Origin of the sequence: Pseudomonas sp. NBRC 111124 (genome assembly GCF_001320245.1) — a bacterium.
Classification (GTDB): Bacteria; Pseudomonadota; Gammaproteobacteria; order Pseudomonadales; family Pseudomonadaceae; genus Aquipseudomonas.
In genome coordinates, this window is the sequence record NZ_BCBA01000106.1 from 40,464 (window position 1) to 58,368 (window position 17,905).

16 protein-coding genes are annotated in these 17,905 nt (G+C 64.6%); 9 read left to right on the top strand and 7 right to left on the bottom strand.

All coding sequences use genetic code 11. The features are described 5' to 3' along the window. The first annotated feature begins 6 nt into the window (after positions 1-6). The 5 genes from APH28_RS26210 to APH28_RS26230 all read left to right on the top strand — a co-directional run bounded on the left by APH28_RS26210 (position 7) and on the right by APH28_RS26230 (position 4,769). Entirely contained in the window at positions 7-492 is a 486-nt protein-coding gene (locus APH28_RS26210; RefSeq protein ID WP_060513325.1) for a flavin reductase family protein, read from the top strand. Between the two features lie 212 nt (positions 493-704). Continuing rightward, on the top strand, positions 705-1,094 hold the full coding sequence (locus APH28_RS26215; protein ID WP_060513326.1) for a carboxymuconolactone decarboxylase family protein: 390 nt from the start codon (positions 705-707) through the stop codon (positions 1,092-1,094). Positions 1,095-1,184: 90 nt separating this feature from the next. Continuing rightward, a complete protein-coding gene (locus tag APH28_RS26220) occupies positions 1,185-1,949 on the top strand; it encodes a GntR family transcriptional regulator (protein WP_060513327.1) in 765 nt (254 codons plus the stop codon). A 2-nt stretch (positions 1,950-1,951) separates the two neighbouring features. Beyond that, a complete protein-coding gene (locus APH28_RS26225) occupies positions 1,952-2,515 on the top strand; it encodes an NUDIX domain-containing protein (protein WP_060513328.1) in 564 nt (187 codons plus the stop codon). Positions 2,516-2,600: 85 nt separating this feature from the next. Further along, positions 2,601-4,769, top strand: coding sequence for an ATP-binding protein (locus tag APH28_RS26230; RefSeq protein ID WP_060513329.1), 2,169 nt, complete (start codon positions 2,601-2,603; stop codon positions 4,767-4,769). Here the strand turns inward: APH28_RS26230 and APH28_RS26235 are convergent, their stop codons facing one another. Continuing rightward, positions 4,770-6,935 carry a response regulator gene (locus APH28_RS26235; RefSeq protein ID WP_060513330.1) on the bottom strand — a complete coding sequence of 722 codons (2,166 nt, stop codon included), beginning with the start codon at positions 6,933-6,935 and terminating at the stop codon, positions 4,770-4,772. 97 nt (positions 6,936-7,032) lie between these two features. Further along, positions 7,033-7,647 carry a LysE family translocator gene (locus tag APH28_RS26240; protein WP_060513331.1) on the bottom strand — a complete coding sequence of 205 codons (615 nt, stop codon included), beginning with the start codon at positions 7,645-7,647 and terminating at the stop codon, positions 7,033-7,035. A 112-nt stretch (positions 7,648-7,759) separates the two neighbouring features. Here APH28_RS26240 and APH28_RS26245 point away from each other — a divergent pair, with 112 nt between their 5' ends. Together APH28_RS26245 and APH28_RS26250 are read left to right on the top strand one after the other, a co-directional pair. After that, complete coding sequence (locus APH28_RS26245) at positions 7,760-8,212, top strand: Lrp/AsnC family transcriptional regulator (RefSeq protein WP_060513332.1); 453 nt, start codon at positions 7,760-7,762, stop codon at positions 8,210-8,212. Positions 8,213-8,504: 292 nt separating this feature from the next. Further along, positions 8,505-9,917 carry a cytosine permease gene (locus APH28_RS26250; protein WP_060513333.1) on the top strand — a complete coding sequence of 471 codons (1,413 nt, stop codon included), beginning with the start codon at positions 8,505-8,507 and terminating at the stop codon, positions 9,915-9,917. Positions 9,918-10,022: 105 nt separating this feature from the next. Here APH28_RS26250 and APH28_RS26255 read toward each other — a convergent pair whose 3' ends face one another. From APH28_RS26255 to glnT, 5 genes are all read right to left on the bottom strand, one after another. Continuing rightward, a complete protein-coding gene (locus tag APH28_RS26255) occupies positions 10,023-11,324 on the bottom strand; it encodes an ammonium transporter (RefSeq protein WP_060513334.1) in 1,302 nt (433 codons plus the stop codon). Between the two features lie 59 nt (positions 11,325-11,383). After that, entirely contained in the window at positions 11,384-12,709 is a 1,326-nt protein-coding gene (locus APH28_RS26260; RefSeq protein WP_016715698.1) for an FMN-binding glutamate synthase family protein, read from the bottom strand. A gap of 15 nt (positions 12,710-12,724) precedes the next feature. Next, complete coding sequence (locus APH28_RS26265; RefSeq protein WP_060513335.1) at positions 12,725-13,399, bottom strand: protein glxC; 675 nt, start codon at positions 13,397-13,399, stop codon at positions 12,725-12,727. A gap of 25 nt (positions 13,400-13,424) precedes the next feature. Beyond that, positions 13,425-14,330 carry a glutamine amidotransferase family protein gene (locus APH28_RS26270; protein ID WP_060513336.1) on the bottom strand — a complete coding sequence of 302 codons (906 nt, stop codon included), beginning with the start codon at positions 14,328-14,330 and terminating at the stop codon, positions 13,425-13,427. Positions 14,331-14,396: 66 nt separating this feature from the next. Then, positions 14,397-15,731: a type III glutamate--ammonia ligase gene (glnT, locus tag APH28_RS26275; protein ID WP_060513337.1), complete on the bottom strand. Its 1,335-nt coding sequence runs from the start codon at positions 15,729-15,731 to the stop codon at positions 14,397-14,399. 348 nt (positions 15,732-16,079) lie between these two features. On the opposite strand from glnT, the gene APH28_RS26280 reads away from it, so the two are divergent. Then, positions 16,080-16,673 (top strand): cupin domain-containing protein, encoded by a 594-nt coding sequence (locus tag APH28_RS26280; RefSeq protein WP_060513338.1) that lies wholly within the window; start codon positions 16,080-16,082, stop codon positions 16,671-16,673. A 295-nt stretch (positions 16,674-16,968) separates the two neighbouring features. After that, positions 16,969-17,898, top strand: a complete 930-nt coding sequence (locus APH28_RS26285) for a DMT family transporter (RefSeq protein WP_060513339.1) — start codon at positions 16,969-16,971, stop codon at positions 17,896-17,898. Positions 17,899-17,905: the final 7 nt, after the last annotated feature.

Sequence of the window (17,905 nt, forward strand, 5' to 3'; positions counted from 1 at the left end):
CACGAGATGATCGAACCAGGCATCTACAAAGACGTGATGGGCTCATTCCCGTCCGGCGTGACCGTGGTTACCACCCTGGACGCCGACGGCGGCATCGTCGGCATCACCGCCAGCGCGTTCAGCGCACTGTCGATCGAGCCGGCGCTGGTGCTGTTCTGCCCCAACTACGCATCGGACACCTACCCGATCCTGCGTGACAGCAAGCAGTTTGCCATTCACCTGCTGTCCGCCGACCAGACCGCCGAGGCCTATGCCTTTGCCGGCAAGGGCAAGGACAAGGCCAAGGGCGTCGAGTGGCAGTTGAGCGAACTGGGCAACCCGCTGCTGACTAAGGCCACGGCGATCATCGAGTGCGAACTGTGGCGCGAATACGACGGCGGTGACCACGCGATCATCGTCGGCGCGGTGAAGAACCTGGTGCTGCCGGCCGAGCCGGTGACGCCGATGGTCTATCACAAAGGCAAGCTGGGCGCCCTGCCGCCCTTGGGCTGACCTTGATACCGCCGGGGCTGCTTTGCAGCCCATCGCCGGCAAGCGCGGCTCCCACAGGAGCTCCACAGAACTCTGGCTTTGTGATGTATCTGTGGGAGCCGCGCTTGCCGGCGATGGGACGCGCAGCGGCCCCCGTTTCACCCCATTTTTAGGGGCCGCGCTAATCGTCTCACCCTCGGTAGCGGCCCCTGTTTTATTCCGGAGTACTGCGCATGAGCAACGAAAAGTACGAGAAAGGCCTGCAGATCCGCACCCAGGTGCTGGGCGAGGAGTACGTCAACCGCTCGATCCAGAACGCCGACGACTTCACCAAGCCGCTGCAGGAGTTGGTCACCGAATACTGCTGGGGCCACGTCTGGGGCCGCGAAGGCCTCTCGCTGAAAGAGCGCAGCATGATAAACTTGGCCATGATTTCCGCGCTCAACCGGCCCCACGAGCTCAAGCTGCACATTCGCGGCGCCTTGCGTAATGGCCTGAGCCGTGAACAGATTCGCGAGATCCTGCTCCAGGTCGGCATTTATTGCGGCGTGCCCGCGGCGGTGGACAGTTTCCGCCTGGCCCGCGAAGCGTTCGCTGAAGCCGATGCGGAGTCAACCCGTTAACAGCGGGCTGTTCGAACCCACGCAAGGAGCACCGCTGGTTCGTGGTGCTATTGCGGTTGCGGCCGGGCAGCCTCATTCAGAGCGCACTTGATGAAACGCCAGCCCCTCGACGACAGCTTCAAGGTCAACCGCAACCCCGTTACCCTGCGCGAAATCGTGCTCGACAAGCTGCGCGGCGCGATCATGAACTTCCACTTGCTGCCGGGCGACCGCCTGGTCGAGCGCGACCTCTGCGACCGCCTCGGCGTCAGCCGCACCTCGGTGCGTGAGGCCCTGCGCCACCTGGAATCCGAAGGCCTGGTGGAATTCGCCGACGCCAAGGGCCCGCGCGTGGCCATCATCACCCTGGAAGACGCCCGCGACATCTACGAGCTGCGTTGCGTACTCGAAGGCCTGATCGTGCAGCTGTTCACCCTCAACGCCAAGGCCAAGGACATCCGTGCCCTGGAGCGCGCCCTGGAAGTGAACCGCGAAGCGCTGGAAGAAGGTGAGCTGCAACAGGTGCTGGACTCGGTGCAAGGCTTCTACGATGTGCTCCTGGAAGGCTCTGGCAACCAGGTCGCAGCCCAGCAGCTGCGCCAGCTGCAGGCACGCATCAGCTACCTGCGCGCCACCTCGGTGTCGCAGGAAAACCGCCGCGGCGCCAGCAACCGGGAAATGGAAAAGATCGTCGAGGCGATCAAGGGCGGCGACCCGCTGGTGGCCCACCAGGCCTCGGTCGATCACGTGCGCGCCGCGGCCAAGGTAGCCCTGGAGTACCTGCGCCAGAAGCAGGACGACAACACCAAGGTGCGCGACATGGTCGAGCCCCTGGCCCTGAAGGAACCCCGCATAGAACCTCGCATAGGCCGCTGAGCATGCCCAACGCCCCGCGCTACTGCCCGCACTGCACCACAGAACTGGCCCGGGGCGTTCCCACAGGCGACACCCACGAACGCCTGCACTGCACCGGTTGCGGCTACATCCACTACATCAACCCGAAGATCATCGCCGGCTGCATCATCGAACGCGAAGGCAAGTACCTGCTGTGCCAGCGCGCCATCCCGCCGCGCCCGGGCACCTGGACCTTGCCGGCCGGGTTCATGGAGGCCGGTGAGACCACCGAGCAGGCGGCCTTGCGCGAGGTGTGGGAAGAAAGCGGCGTGCGCGCCGACATCGTCTCGCCGTACTCGATCTTCAGCGTGCCTAGAATCTCCGAGGTGTATATCATCTTCCGCGCGATCGTCACCGAAGAGACCGGGCAGTACGGGCCTGAGACACGGGCGTACAAGTTCTTCGAACCTGAGGAAATTCCCTGGGAAGAGATCTATTACCCGGCGATCCGGCAGATCCTCGAACGGTACATTCTCGAGCGCCAGGCCGGGGTGTATGGCATGTACATGGGCAATGACGACACCGGCAAGGTGCACTTCATGCGCTAGCCTGCACAGCCCGACACAAAGCGCTCGCCAACCGTCTATTCTCGGTGCACCCTTAAGGCCCTACGCAGAAGGACCGGCAGTTCACATGGCAAAATGGCTAGACGGCGGCGGACTGATGGCCGAGCTCATCCGCAACCACGACTGGGCCGCCACACCCCTGGGGCCGCTCGTTCAATGGCCCGACGCCCTGAAAACCACCGTGGCCTTGTGCCTGGCCTCGCGCTTCCCGCAGGCCGTTCTCTGGGGCCCGGCCCTGATCACCCTGCACAACGACGCATTCACCGAGATCCTTGGGCAGAAGCCCCTGGCCCTGGGCAGGCCCTTCAGCGAGGTGTGGCAGGAAGCCTGGGCCGACATCGGCATGATGGCCAACCGCGCCATGGCCGGCGAAGCCGTGTACATCCAGGACTTCCCGCTGACCATCGACCGCAACGGTGGCCCGGAGCGCGCCTACTTCACGTTCTGCTACAGCCCGATCCGCGACCATGATGGCAGCGTGCTGGGCATGCTCGACACCGTCACCGAAACCACGGCCAACGTGGTCGCCAACCAGCGCCTGAACTTCCTCGATGAACTGGGCCGGGCCGTGAGCGACGCCTCCGACCCGGACCAGATCCTCGCCGTCAGCACGCGTAAACTGCTCGATCATCTGCAGCTTTCGAGTTGCGCCTACGCGGTGATGGAGCCTGACGAGGACGGCTTCACCATCTGCGGCGACGCGGTGGCGCCCGGTTCCCCGCACCTGGTCGGCCAGTACCACTTGCACGACTTCGGCCACCTGGCGGTGAGCCGCCTGCGCAGCGGCCTCGCCCTGGTGATCAACGATAACCTGCGTGAACTGGCCCCTGAAGAGGCGGCCACCTTCCAGGCCATCGGCATCACTGCCACCATCTGCATGCCACTGATCAAAGGCGGCCGGCTGACTGCACTGATGGCCATCCACGACAAGCTGCCGCGCGTATGGACCCCGTATGAACTGGCGCTGATCAGCGAAGTGACCGAGCGTTCCTGGGCGCATATCCAGCGGGTCCAGGCCCGTGCCGAAGTGCGTGAGGCCATGGCTACACTGGAAGCGCTCAACGCCACCCTCGAACACCGCGTCGAAGAGCGCACCAGCCAGCTGCTTTATACCGAAGCCGTGCTGCGCCAGACCCAGAAGCTCGAAGCCATCGGCCAGTTGACCGGCGGCGTGGCCCACGACTTCAACAACCTGCTGACCATCATCCGTTCGTCGCTACATTTTCTGCAGCGCCCCAACCTCGATGACAAGCGCCGCGAACGCTACCTCAAGACCATCGCCGACTCGGTCGACCGCGGCGCCAAGCTGACTGGCCAGTTGCTCGCCTTCGCCCGGCGCCAGGCCCTCAGCCCGCAGGTGTTCGAAGCAGGGCCACGGCTGGAGGCCATGGCCGACATGCTCGATACTGCCACGGGGGCACGGGTCCAGGTGGAGCTGCAACTGCCCCAAACGCCCTGCCATATCCGCGCCGACCTCAGCCAGCTGGAAACGGCGGTGATCAACCTGATGCTCAACGGCCGCGACGCCATGGCCGGCGAAGGTACGCTGCGCATGTGCCTGCTGGCCGACCAGCACATGCCCGGGCAAACCGGCTTGTTTGCCGCGATTTCGGTGACCGACAGCGGCGTCGGCATCGCCCCTGAGCTGCTGGAGCGCATCTTCGACCCGTTCTTCACCACCAAGGCGCCTGGCGAGGGCACCGGCCTGGGCCTGTCCCAGGTGTTCGGTTTCGCCAAGCAGTCGGGCGGCGACGTCAAGGTCAGCAGCATCCAGGGCCAGGGCACCAGCTTCACCCTGTACCTGCCGCAGGAGCCCGCGCCGGCCACAGAGCTGTCGGGCAATGCCGATGACAACACGCAAGCGCAGCCCGTTGCCGGGCGGCGGCGGATCCTGGTGGTCGAGGATAACCCCGATGTCGGCAGTTTTACCTCGCAAATTCTCCAGGACCACGGCTATTACATCAGCCTGGCCAGCTCGGCCGAAGAGGCACTGGCCCAGCTTAACGGGCCAAATGGCGATTTCGATGCGGTGTTCTCCGACGTCCTCATGCCGGGGATGGGTGGCCTGGCCTTGGCCAGGGAACTGCGCAAGCAGCGGCCGCAGCTGCCGGTGATTCTGACCTCGGGCTACAGCGAAGCGATCGCCGAGGGCGGGCATCAGGGTTTCGCCTTCCTGCCCAAGCCGTATTCTGCGCAGCAGGTGTGCCAGATGCTGGGCGGGTTGCTGGACAACTGATCAGCGCGGATTGGCCACCAGGCGCGCCACGCTCTGCGCCAACTCCGCCTGCCGGTAAGGCTTGCGCAATACCTCAAAGCCCTTGAGCTCGCGCGGCGTGAGGTTGGCATAACCGGTAATGATCAGCACCGGCATGTCAGGCTGCCGTTCGCGCATCTGCTGGGCAAAACGCACGCCCGTCATCTCGGCCATGACATGGTCGGTCACCAGCACATCCGGCAGCCAGCCCTGATCCACTAGATGCAGCGCCGCCGCCGCACTGCCAGCCTCGGTCACGTCATAACCCAGGTCGCGCAATTGCGCAGCCGTGGCATGGCGCACGATCTCTTCATCATCCACCAGCAGTACACGGCACGGCCTGTCGGCCTGGGGCACTTCGGGCAACTCAGTGTCCCTGCCGGGCGCCGCCACGTCACTGACCGGCAACCACAAGGTTGCCTTGGTGCCCTGCCCCGGCGTCGAGTCGATCGCGAAGCCCCCGCCTGATTGCAACGCCAGGCCCTGGACCATCGGCAAGCCCAGGCCGGTGCCCTTGCCCACGCCCTTGGTCGAGTAGAACGGCTCGACGCAGCGGCGCAGTTGCTCTTCATCCATGCCACAGCCGCTGTCACGCACCTGCAGCCAAAGCAGGCGCGCCGCAGCCATACCCGCTGGCCGCGCCGGGCCGCTGTCGGTATCGAGCCCGGCAGTGATGTTCAGCGCGCCGCCGTCGGGCATGGCATCACGGGCATTGACCACCAGGTTGAGCAAGGCCAGTTCCAGTTGGTGAGGGTCGGCCACCACCGCAGGCAGTGCCGGGTCTATCTGCACGTGCACGGCGATGGTTGGCCCCAGTGAACGGGCGATCAGCTCGCGCATGTCCACCACCAAGGCCGCCAGCGACACCGCCTGCGGCTTGAGGGTCTGGCGCCGGGCGAAACTGAGCAACCGCCCCACCAGGTTGCGCGCCCGCTCGGGCGCCTGCAGCCCACCCTCGATCAGGCGCGGTCCACGCTCGGATTGCGGGTGCCGGCGCAGCAGCTCGAACGAAGCGATGATCGGCGTCAGCATGTTGTTGAGGTCGTGGGCGATGCCTCCGGTCAGTTGCCCGATCATTTCCAGCTTGTGCGCCTCGTGCAGCTGCAGCATGGCGGCCTCGCGCTCGGCCAGTGCCGCCACCACGCGGTCCTCGAGGCTTTGGTTGAGCAGGTGCAAGGCCCGCTCGGCCCGGGCGTGGGTGATGGCGGCCCAGGTTTGCTTGGCGGTTTCTTCGATCAACTGGCATTCGTCTTCAAAACACTGACGCGGCGTATGAAAGTGCACACCCAGCATCGCCTCCAGGCGCCCGGCGCGCAGCACGGGAACATGCAGCGTGGCGCACAAGCCATCGAGTTGCGCCTCGTAAGCCTGCTGCACCACCTGGCCCGCCTCCAACTGCTCACGCAGTGACGTGCCGAAACTGGCGTAGTCATGCTGACCGACCATCGAAGGCACGCCGTCGGCCCATTCATGGGCGACCCGGAAGCCGCTGCCGTCGCCCTGATCCTCGCCGAAACAGACGCGTGTGGCGCCCAGCTCGCGGGCCAGGCGCTGCACCGCATAAGCCTCTATACGCTCGGCCTCGCCCAACCCCGGCAGCGTCCGGCCCAGCTCCAGCAAGAATGCCTGGCGCTGCTGGAAACGTACCCGCTCGGTGGTGTCGGATACCAGGCACAGCACACCCCCGACGCTGCCATCGGCCTCGCGCACGGCGGAATAGGACACATCGAAGTAGACAGTTTCACCCAGCCCGCGGCGCTCTATATAAAAGGGTCGGTCCTTGGCCCAGAAGGTCTCGCCCGTCTCGCGCACGCCGCGCAACAGCGGCTCCAGGTCATCCCAGAGCTCGGCCCAGTTTTCCTGCCCTGGCCGACCCAGGGCCTGCGGGTGCTTGGTGCCGATCGTCGGGACGTAGGCATCGTTGTACAGGGCCACATAAGCCTCGCCCCAGAACAGCACGAACTGCGCCTGGGCCGGCAGCAGCGTGGCCATCACCGCCTGCAGGTGCGGCGACCAGGTCGGTGGCGGCCCCAGCGGCGAGCCGCTCCAGTCCATCGACTGTAGCAGGCTGCCAACGTTGCCGCCGTTGAGCAGGAAGCTCGGTGGCGCCTGCAGGGTATGCGTTGGGTGTTGCTGAAGCGATCTCATGTCTGGGAAGTCCCGGGCACCATCCATCTCTGGATAGGAGACCGGCGATCAGCAGTTCGTTCCGCTGAATTTCAACGAACGATCAGCGGCGCTGCGTTCAGCGCAACTGGCCAACGATCAACCCCAGCGCCACCGTAACCATCGCCATGCCCGACACCCGCCCGACCCAGCGGGCTGCACCGGGTCGGCTGCTCAGCACAGCCTTGGCGCCGTAGCCGACCAGCGAGTAGATCACCAGCGAACTGCACAGGTGCACCAGCCCCAGCAACAGGATCTGCAGCGGCACCGGCCAGCTCGACTGCGGGTCGGTGAATTGCGGCAGCAAGGCCAGGAACAGCAGAAACACCTTCGGGTTGAGCCCGCTCACGCAAAAGCCCTTGAATGCCCAGCGCGACCCCGATTCGCCCACGCTGGCCTGCCCCGCCTCGGGTGTTGCGGGGCTCAGTAACAGGTTGCCGCCCAACCATAGCAGGTAGGTGCAGCCTGCCAGGGTCAGCAGGGTCATCGCCAGCGGGTGGCCGGCCAGCAGGCTGCCTACCCCTGCCGCCACCACCAGGGTGGCCAGAAGGTGCCCCGACAACATACCCGCCACCGCAGGCATCACCCAGCGCCCGCGCATACCCGCAGAGATGGCATAGGCCCAGTCGGCACCGGGGGTGATCACGAACAGCAACGACACGGCCCAGAACGCCGTCAGCAGGCTGATTGCCACTTGAGTCTTCCTTTCACACAGTTTGGGTGGTGAAGAAAGCCTACGGATTCCGCCGGGGGATTTTCTTCCGTATATTTCCCCTGAAGCCATTGTTACTGGAAGATTCTTCTCGATGGACAGAACAGACCGAAAGATCCTTGCCGAGCTGCAAAAAGAGGGTCGCCTTTCGGTGACCGAGCTGGCCGACCGCGTCGGCCTCAGCCTGTCGCCCTGCCATCGCCGGCTCAAGGCACTGGAGGAATCCGGTGCCATCCTGGGCTATCACGCGCGCCTGGCACCCAGCGCATTGGGGCTGAACTTCGCCGCACTGGTGTTCGTGACCCTGCGCGAGGTGACCCGCCAGCCGGTGGCGGATTTCGAGGCGGCGCTGGCAGAGATACCGCAGATCGTCGAAGCCCAGCGGCTGTTCGGCGACCCGGATTACCTGCTGCATGTGGTGGCCAAGGACTTGCCCGCGTTTCAGAAGCTGTATGACGAGCAGCTGACCAGCATTCCCAATGTGAAACGGCTGAGTTCGACGCTGGTAATGAAAGAGGTCATCCAGGATCGGCTGCTGCCGATGTAGCTTTTCAACCTGCACTGTTAATGCGCACGACGCACCAGTGCAGCACACCCTCCCTGCCTTGGGGGGCAGCGAACCCCTCTACCCCAAGCCCTCCCGCCCACTGGCACCCTCCTTGCTACCGTCCACCGCTTAACCTTTTGTCAGCCTTAGGTTTTTTAAGGTTTATGGGCACATATTTACTAATTTCTCGTTATCCCCGCGCCCCGCATCATCGCTCCAACAAGAACGCGTCGCCCTTCGCCGGCACGCACCCGGGCAGCACCCGATGCCCCACCTTGCCTTGGAGTCAGTCATGACCAGTGCAGCCAATTCGGCACCCCTGATAGAAAAACACACGATCGGCTATGTACCGCCGCAAGACCGCCATGGAAAGGTAAGGGATCTGTTCACACTGTGGTTCGGCGGCAACATCGCGCCGCTGCCCATCGTCACCGGCGCGCTGGGCGTGCAGCTGTTTCACCTGAACCTGGTGTGGGGCATCGTCGCCATCCTGGTCGGCCACCTGGTCGGCGGCGTGCTGATGGCGCTGCACTCGGCCCAGGGCCCGCAGATGGGCATCCCGCAGATGATCCAGAGCCGCGCCCAGTTCGGCACCCTCGGCGCCTTGCTGGTGGTGGTGATCGCCGGGGTGATGTACATCGGCTTCTTCGCCTCCAACATCGTCCTGGCCGGCAAGTCGCTGCATGGCGTGGTCGAGGCCGTACCGGTGTCGGTGGGCATCGTCATCGGTGCGCTGGGTTCGGGCATCATCGGCATCATCGGCTACCGCTTCATCCACGTGCTCAACCGCATCGGCACCTGGGTGCTGGGCATCGGCATCGTGGTCGGTTTTGGCTACATCTTCACCCACGTGCAGAGCGACGACTTCCTCACCCGCGGCGGCTTCAACCTGGCCGGCTGGCTGGCCACCGTATCGCTGGCGGCACTGTGGCAAATCGCCTTTGCGCCGTACGTGTCGGACTACTCGCGCTACCTGCCGGCTGATGTAAAAGTCAGTTCGACCTTCTGGACCACCTACCTGGGCGCGGCCCTGGGTTCGAGCCTGTCGTTCATCTTCGGCGCGGTGGCGGTGCTGGCGATCCCGGCTGGCGTAGACACCATGGACGCCGTCAAGCTCGCCACCGGCACCCTGGGCCCTGTGATGCTGGTGCTGTTCCTGCTCAGCGTGATCAGCCACAACGCCCTCAACCTGTATGGCGCAGTGCTGTCGATCATCACCCTGGTACAGACCTTCGCCTACCGCTGGATCCCCACCGCCAAGAGCCGTGCGGTGCTGTCGCTGATCGTCCTGGCGGCCTGCTGCGTGGTGGCGGTGTTCGCCTCGGCCGACTTCATCGGCCACTTCGTCGACATGGTGCTGGTGCTGCTGGTGGTGCTGGTGCCGTGGACGGCGATCAACCTGATCGACTTCTATGTGATCCACAAGGGCGACTACGACATCCAGTCGATCTTCAAGGTCGATGGCGGTATCTACGGCCGTTACAACCCGCAGGCGCTGATTGCCTATGCGGTGGGTATCGTGGTGCAGATTCCGTTCATGAACACACCGCTGTACGTCGGGCCGATCTCCGAGCACATCAACGGGGCTGACCTGTCGTGGTTGGTAGGCTTGGCAGTGACCTCGCCGTTGTATTGGTGGCTGGCCAGCCGTGACAGTGCCTATCGCCGTCGCCAGACCAGTGCCAAGTTGGCCATGAGTCACTGATTTACCTGCACCAGCCTCTTCGCGGGTAAACCCGCTCCTACAGGGACATGCGATCCTTGTAGGAGCGGATTTATCCGCGAGAGGCCGGCACAGGCGAAACACCAGTCAGAGGTTATAAGCCCGCTCATTGTGCTCAGCCAGGTCCAACCCCTGCTCTTCCTCTTCCCGACTGGCCCGCAGCCCGACGGTCAGCTTGATGGCCCCAAGAATCGCCCAGCTCACCACGAAGCAATAAACGAAGGTAAACGCCACACCCTTGAGCTGCACCAGCGCCTGCCCGATCGGCGAAGCGCCCTCCACATACCCGCCCAACGACGGCGCGGCAAATACCCCGGTCAACACCGCCCCGACTATCCCGCCAACCCCATGCAGCCCGAACACATCCAGGCTGTCGTCATACCCCAGCGCCTGCTTCAAACGGGTCACGGCAAAAAAGCAGATCGCCCCGGTCAGCAAGCCGATGATCACCGCACCCAACGGCCCGACAAACGCACAGGCCGGCGTGATCCCGACCAATCCGGCCAACGCCCCGGATGCTGCGCCCAAGGCGGTAGGCCGCCCATGCATGACTTTCTCGGTCAGCAACCAACCGACAATCCCCGCACAGGCCGCCACCATGGTCGCCAGCATCACCACCCCTGCCCCTTCGTTGGCCGCAAGCCCGGAACCTACGTTGAAGCCGAACCAGCCGACCCACAATAGCCCCGCGCCCACCAGGGTAAAACCAAGGTTGTGCGGCGGCATGGCGGTCTGCGGGTAACCCTTGCGCTTGCCCAGCATCAACGCGGCGGCCAATGCCGCGACACCGGAGTTGATGTGCACTGCGGTGCCGCCGGCAAAGTCCAGCACCCCCCAGTTGAGCATCAACGCCCCCGGCCCACCCCACACCATATGGGCGATCGGCGCGTACACCAGAACGAACCAGGCCGCCATGAACAGCAGCGACGCGCTGAACTTCATGCGCTCGGCAAAACCACCGGCAATCAGTGCCGGGGTGATGATGGCGAAGGTCAGCTGGAACACCGCGAATACCCCTTCCGGGATGGTGCCGACCAGGCTGTCGTGACCGATGTTCAGCATCAGCGCCTTGTCCAGGCCGCCGATGAAGCTGTTGAAGGTCAACTGCCCTTCGACCATGCCGCGGGTATCGACCACCAGGCTATAGCCGAACAGTACCCAGAGGATGCCGATCACCCCGGCCACGGCGAACAGCTGGGTGAACACCGAGAGGAAGTTCTTGGCCCGCACCATGCCGCCATAGAACAGCGCCAGGCCCGGGATGCACATCATCAGCACGAACATGGCGGCGCAGATCATCCAGGCGGTGTTGCCGGTATCCAGAGCAGATTCGGCAGCGTGGGCCAACGGCGTCATCGCGAACAGCACAACAGCAAGGGCAAGCTTCATGGCGACACTCCTGTGCAAAAGAAAACCGCCGGCGCGAAGGCCGGCGGTATCGGGCTGGATCAGTACTGGGCCTGGCCCGGCACCCAGGCGGTGCCGGCCAGCGGCACCCGGGCCATGGCGGCGGCCTCGACGGTCAGCGCTACCAGGTCTTCGGGGTCAAGGTTGTGCAGGTGCGACTTGCCGCAGGCGCGGGCCATGGTCTGCGCCTCCAGCACCAGCACCCGCAGGTAGTTGGCCAGGCGCCGGCCGGCCTCTTCCGGGTTCAGGCGCTTGGCCAGCTCCGGGTCCTGGGTGGTGATGCCGGCCGGGTCGCGGCCGTTCTGCCAGTCGTCATAAAAGCCGGCGGCCGAGCCGATCTTCTTCAGCTCGCTGTCCAGCCGCGGGTGGTTGTCACCCAGGGCGATCAGCGCCGCCGTGCCGATGGCCACGGCATCGGCGCCCAGGGCCATGGCCTTGGCCACGTCGGCACCGTTGCGGATGCCTCCGGAGACGATCAGCTGCACCTTGCGGTGCATGCCCATCTCCTGCAGCGCCTGCACCGCTTGCGGGATGGCCGGCAGAATCGGGATGCCAACGTGTTCGATGAACACTTCCTGGGTCGCCGCAGTACCGCCCTGCATGCCGTCGAGCACGATCACGTCGGCGCCGGCCTTCACCGCCAGCTTGACGTCGTAGTACGGGCGGCTGGCCCCGATCTTCACGTAGATCGGTTTTTCCCAGTCGGTGATCTCGCGGATCTCGGCGATCTTGATCGCCAGGTCGTCAGGGCCGGTCCAGTCCGGGTGGCGGCAGGCGCTGCGCTGGTCGACGCCAATCGGCAAGGTGCGCATGCCGGCAACGCGCTCGGTGACCTTCATGCCCAGCAGCATGCCGCCACCGCCCGGTTTGGCGCCCTGGCCGAGGACGATCTCGATGGCGTCGGCCTTGCGCAGGTCATCGGGGTTCATGCCATAGCGTGACGGCAGGTACTGATACACCAGGTGCTGCGACTGGCCGCGTTCTTCCGGAGTCATGCCGCCGTCGCCGGTGGTGGTGCTGGTACCGGCAATGGTCGCGCCACGGCCCAGGGCCTCCTTGGCGTTGGCCGATAGCGCGCCGAAGCTCATGCCAGCGATGGTCACCGGGATCTTCAGGTGGATCGGCTTCTTGGCGAAGCGATTGCCCAGCACCACGTCGGTGCCGCATTTTTCACGGTAGCCCTCCAGCGGGTAGCGCGAGACGCTGGCGCCGAGCAGCAACAGGTCGTCGAAGTGCGGCACGCGTCGCTTGGTGCCGCCGCCGCGGATGTCATAGATGCCGGTTTCGGCGGCACGCTGGATTTCCTGGATGGTCAGGCGATCGAAGGTGGCCGACTCACGCAGTACCGGGGGGAATTGTTCGCTCATGGGAATGCTCCTGGATCAGTACGCGGAGGCGTTGTCGACTGTGAAGTTGTACAGCTGGCGGGCCGAGCCGTAGCGTTTGAAATCGGCCGCCTGGTGATCCAGGCCGGCCTTGTTCAGCAGCGCCTGGAGCTCTTGCAGGTGCTCGGCGCGCATCGTTTTCTCGATGCAGTCCGACCCCAGCGACTGCACCGATCCCTTGACGTAGATGCGCACCTCGTACAGCGAATCGCCCAGCGCATCGCCGGCGTCGCCACACACCACCAGGCGGCCGGCCTGGCCCATGAAGCAGCTCATGTGGCCGATGCTGCCGCCGACCACGATGTCCACGCCCTTCATCGAGATGCCGCAGCGCGCACCGGCATCGCCCTCGATCACCAGCAACCCGCCATGGGCGGTGGCGCCGGCAGCCTGGGAGGCGCTGCCCTTGACCCGCACCGAGCCGGACATCATGTTCTCGGCCACGCCCACCCCGACATTGCCGTGCACGGTAACGGCGGCCTGCTGGTTCATGCCGGCGCAGTAATAGCCGGCGTGGCCTTCGATATCCACCGACACTGCGGCGTTGATGCCCACCGCCAGGTTGTGCTTGCCGTCGGGGTGGGTCACCCGCCATTCGCGGTCCTGCACATCGCCATGCAGGGACTGGTTGAGTGCGCGCACCGAGGCGCTGGATAGGTCGATCGTCTTCATGAATGTCTCCAGTGATTCGGTGGGGTCAGGCGCTTTCGCGTTCCCAGACGTACAGGGTGGCCGGCGCCGGTTCCCAGACCTTGGCGTGCTCGATACCCGGCAGGCTGGCCAGGGCCTGGTATTCGGAGGCCATGGCCACGTAGTCCTCGGTCTCGGCCAGTACCGCCGGCTTGCAGGCGATCGGGTCGCGGATCACGGCAAAGCCGTTGCGGGTGCCGATGGCGAAGGTGAAGAAACCGTCCAGGTCTTGCAGCGCACCGTCCAGGGCCTGGGCCAACGTGTCGCCCTGCTGCAGGCGCCAGGTCAGGTAGCCGGCCGCCACTTCAGTGTCGTTGTCGGTCTCGAAGGCGATGCCTTCGCGCTTGAGCGCCTGACGCAGGCGGAAGTGGTTGGACAGCGAACCGTTGTGCACCAGGCACAGGTCGGCGCCGGTGGAGAACGGGTGGCTGCCTTCCATGGTCACGGCGCTTTCGGTGGCCATGCGGGTATGGCCGATGATGTGGCTGCCCTTCATGCCGGCCAGGCCGAAGCGGCTGGAGATGTCCGCTGGCAGGCCCATGCCCTTGAGGATCTCGATGCTCTGCCCGGCGCTCATGATGCGCACCTCGGGAGCCAACTCGGCCAGCGCGGCGCGGGCTGTGGCTTCATCGGCGTGCACCTTGAGCACGGCGGCGCTGGCGTTCTGAAACCAGTCCAGCGAGCAGCACAGGCGCCCTTCCAGCAGCCCCATCAGGGCCGCCCAGGGGTAGTTGATGTCCGTCGCCTGCAGGGTCAGCTTGACCCAGCCATCGGCCACTTCATCGCCGTAGATGGCAAAGCCGGCGCTGTCCGGGCCACGGTCGGTCATGGCTTGGAGCATGGGTTCGAAGAGCTTGCCGAGCTGGGCTTGCAGCGCTGGCTTTTTCAGGTACAGACCTACGATTCCACACATGGTGATACTCCTTCTAGGCAGTGGGTAGCCGCTGCTTTTGCCGCTACCCAGGGATTGGGTTGGCAGTCAGAAGAATTCGGTGTACCGCTGGATTTCCCAGTCGGAGACGTGGCGGCAGTACTCCACCCATTCCATGCGCTTGAGCTTGATGAACTCGTCGACGATCTCGGCGCCGAGCACCTCGCGGAACAGCGGGTCGGCCTCCAGGGCGTCGGCGGCTTCCTTGAGCGACTGCGGCAAGGTCTTGATGCCGCGTGCGGCGATCTCTTCCAGGCTTAGGTTGTAGAGGTTCTCGTTGCACATCTCGCCCGGTTCCAGCTGACGGTCGATGCCATCGAGGCCCGCGGCGATGATCGCGGCGGTGACCAGGTACGGGTTGCAGCCGGCGTCCGGCAGGCGGAACTCCAGGCGGCCATAGGGGATGCGCACCATCGCCGAGCGGTTGTTGGCGCCGTAGGCAACAAAGGCCGGGGCCCAGGTGGCGCCGGACAGCGAGCGGCCGACGACAAGACGCTTGTACGAGTTGACCGTGGGCGCGGCGAAGGCACACAGCGCCGGGCCGTGGGCCAGCAGGCCGGCGGCGAAGTGGTAGGCCAGTTTCGACAAGCCCATGCCGCTGCTGTCGGACGGGTCGTGGAACAGGTTCTTGTTGCTGCTGCTGGCCAGCGACAGGTGAAAATGCATGCCGTTGCCGGCGCGCTTGGGGTCAGGCTTGGGCATGAACGAGCAGATCATGCCCAAGTCGTTGGCGATCTCGCCGGCGGCCATGCGGAAGAAGGTGAAGCGGTCGGCCGACTCCATGGCGTCGCTGTAGGTGTAGTTGATCTCGAACTGGCCGTTGGCGTCTTCGTGGTCGATCTGGTAAATGTCGAAACCAACCGGCTGCAGCGCCTCGGTCAGGCGTTCGAGGAACAGCCGCGAGCGCGACAGGCCCTTGTAGTCGTAGCAGGGCTTGTCGAGGTTGTCGGAGGCGTCCACCAGCTGCAGCTTGCCGCCTTCGTCACGGCGGAACAGGCTGAACTCGGGTTCGAGGCCGGTGTTCAGGGTCCAGCCCTTGTCGGCCAGGCGCTGCACCTGTTGCTGCAGCACATGGCGGCTGTCGTAGGGCCAGGGTTGGCCATTGACGTGGCCCACGCACACCACTCGGCCATAACCCGGCTGCCACGGCACCGGGATCAGTGTGGACAAATCGCCACGGGCCATGAAGTCTGGGCCGTGGGGTTCCATGCCCATGCCGCAGATGGCGAACCCGGCAAAGCCAGCGCCCTCCTCAGCCACCATCTTGAGGCCCGATACCGGCACCGACTTGGTCTTCGCCGAACCGTGGATATCGACGAACTGCGCCAGCACATACTTGATGCCGTGCTGGTCGAGGGTGCGCTGGGTTTCTGCTGGCAACATGGGTTGATCACTCCTGGGTGAGGGGCACTAATTCCGCATGAGAAACTTACTTTCCTCACAGGAATGCAATGTGCTTGCCAACTCTTGCCAGGCTGGTGGCCTTGTGTGGGCTGGGCCGGCCTCTTCGCGGGGCAAGCCCGCTCCTACAAGGGCTTGCGCGGACCTTGTAGGAGCGGGCTTGCCCCGCGAAGAGGCCGGCCCAGGAAACACAAAACACGGGCAGGTTTTTCTGCTGTATTTATGGGAAACTTGTTTTCACCTGAGGAAAACGGCGGCCAACGCAGTTGCCTTTCGCACTTTCCCAGTGCGAAACCTTTATTCTTGAACTGAAACCGTGCAGGACATTCGATGCCAACCGAAACCGAACCGCGCCTTCGCCTGGAGCAGTACCTGGGCCTGCAGATCAAGCGCCAGCGCCAAGCCCAGTCGCTCAAGCTCGCCGATGTGGCGCGCATCGCCGGCATCAGCCAGGGCATGCTGAGCAAGATCGAGAACGCCCAGGTGTCCACCAGCCTCGATACCCTGAGCCGCCTGTGCGATGTGCTGGGCATGCCGATGGCCAAGCTGTTCAGCCAGTATGACCAGCCCGATGGCAATGCCTTGCTGGTCAAGGCCGGTGAAGGGCTGGAGGTGGTGCGCCGCGGCACCGAGAAGGGCCATACCTACCATCTGCTCAATCACGCCAGGGGGCCAAAGAAGAACTTCGAGGCGTACATGGTGACCATGGACGATGCTAGCGAGGAATTCCCGACCTTCGCCCACCCCGGTACCGAGTTCCTGCATTTGCTGGAAGGTGAACTGGTCTATCGCCACGGCAACCAGCTCTACCGCCTGCAGGCCGGCGACAGCCTGACCTTCGATGGCGAAACCCCGCACGGCCCGGAGCAGCTGGTACAGGTGCCGATTCGCCTGCTGTCGATCATGAACTACGGTGACGACTAAGGCGGCGCTGCAAGGCAACGACCGATGTCGCGATCAGACAAGCACACGTCGCCCGCAATCGGCTTCGAAACGGTGTATACAAAAATAATACAGACACCGACCAGCCCCGCGCCGTGGGCTGATCGGTGTGGTATTCGCGAGTAAAACAGCCTCGCTTCACAATTCCAACGCTGTGGCGCCTTTTTGCACCGGGCAGTTCGTCCGGGCTCATAACGATAAAACTCCCAGCATTAAAGACCCGCGTCGCGCCGATCGGGAGTGTTTGCGCGCGCCACATTGTGAAGACTTGACTGCCATGATCGCGACTTCAATCCCCGTAGCCGGTGCTGCCACCGGCCACCGCAACGCCCTGTGCGTTGCCCACATCGCCGCTGTGCTGTTCGGCCTGACCGGTATCCTCGGTCACCTGATCGAGGCCAACGCCAGCATCATCACCTTCGGCCGCGCCACCTTCGCCTTCATCGCCCTGGGCTTCGTCGCCGGGCTCAAGGGCACCCGCCTGCTCGACGCGCTGACCCTGCGCAACCTGCCGGTGCTGGGCCTGACCGGCGCCCTGCTGGCCACCCACTGGGTGACCTTCTTCGTCGCCGTCAAAGTCGGTGGCGTGGCCGTGGCCACCCTGGGCTTTGCCAGCTTCCCGGCGTTCATTGCCATGATCGAACGCGGCGTTTTCGGCCAGCGCATCGGCGCCGTGCAAGGTTTGCTGCTGCTGATGGTGACGGCGGGCCTGGTGCTGGTGGTACCGACCTTTGATTTGCTCGACACAGGCACCGTGGGCCTGCTCTGGGGCCTGGGCTCGGGCTTGGCGTTCGCCCTGCTGACCGTGGCCAACCGCCGCAACCCGTCGAACATGAATGCCATGCAGGTGGCCTTCTGGCAGAACGTGGTGGTGGCTGCGCTGGTGGCGCCGTTTGCCTTTACCCACCTGGGCAATACCAGCCTGGGGGGTGATGACTGGATCAACCTGGCGCTGCTGGGCGTGTTCTGCACCGGGCTGTCGCAGTTCCTGTTCGTCAAGAGCCTGGAAGGGCTGGAGGCGCGCACCGCCGGCATGATCATCGCGCTGGAGCCGGTATATGCAATCCTCGGGGCGTGGTGGTTGTTTGGTGATCAACCGACGCTGCGCATGGCTGCCGGTGCTGCGCTGATCGTGCTGGCGACCCTTCTGGCAGCGGCGCGCAAGGCACCGGCGGAACACGGCGATACCGGCCGCTGCGCACATTGAGCTGACA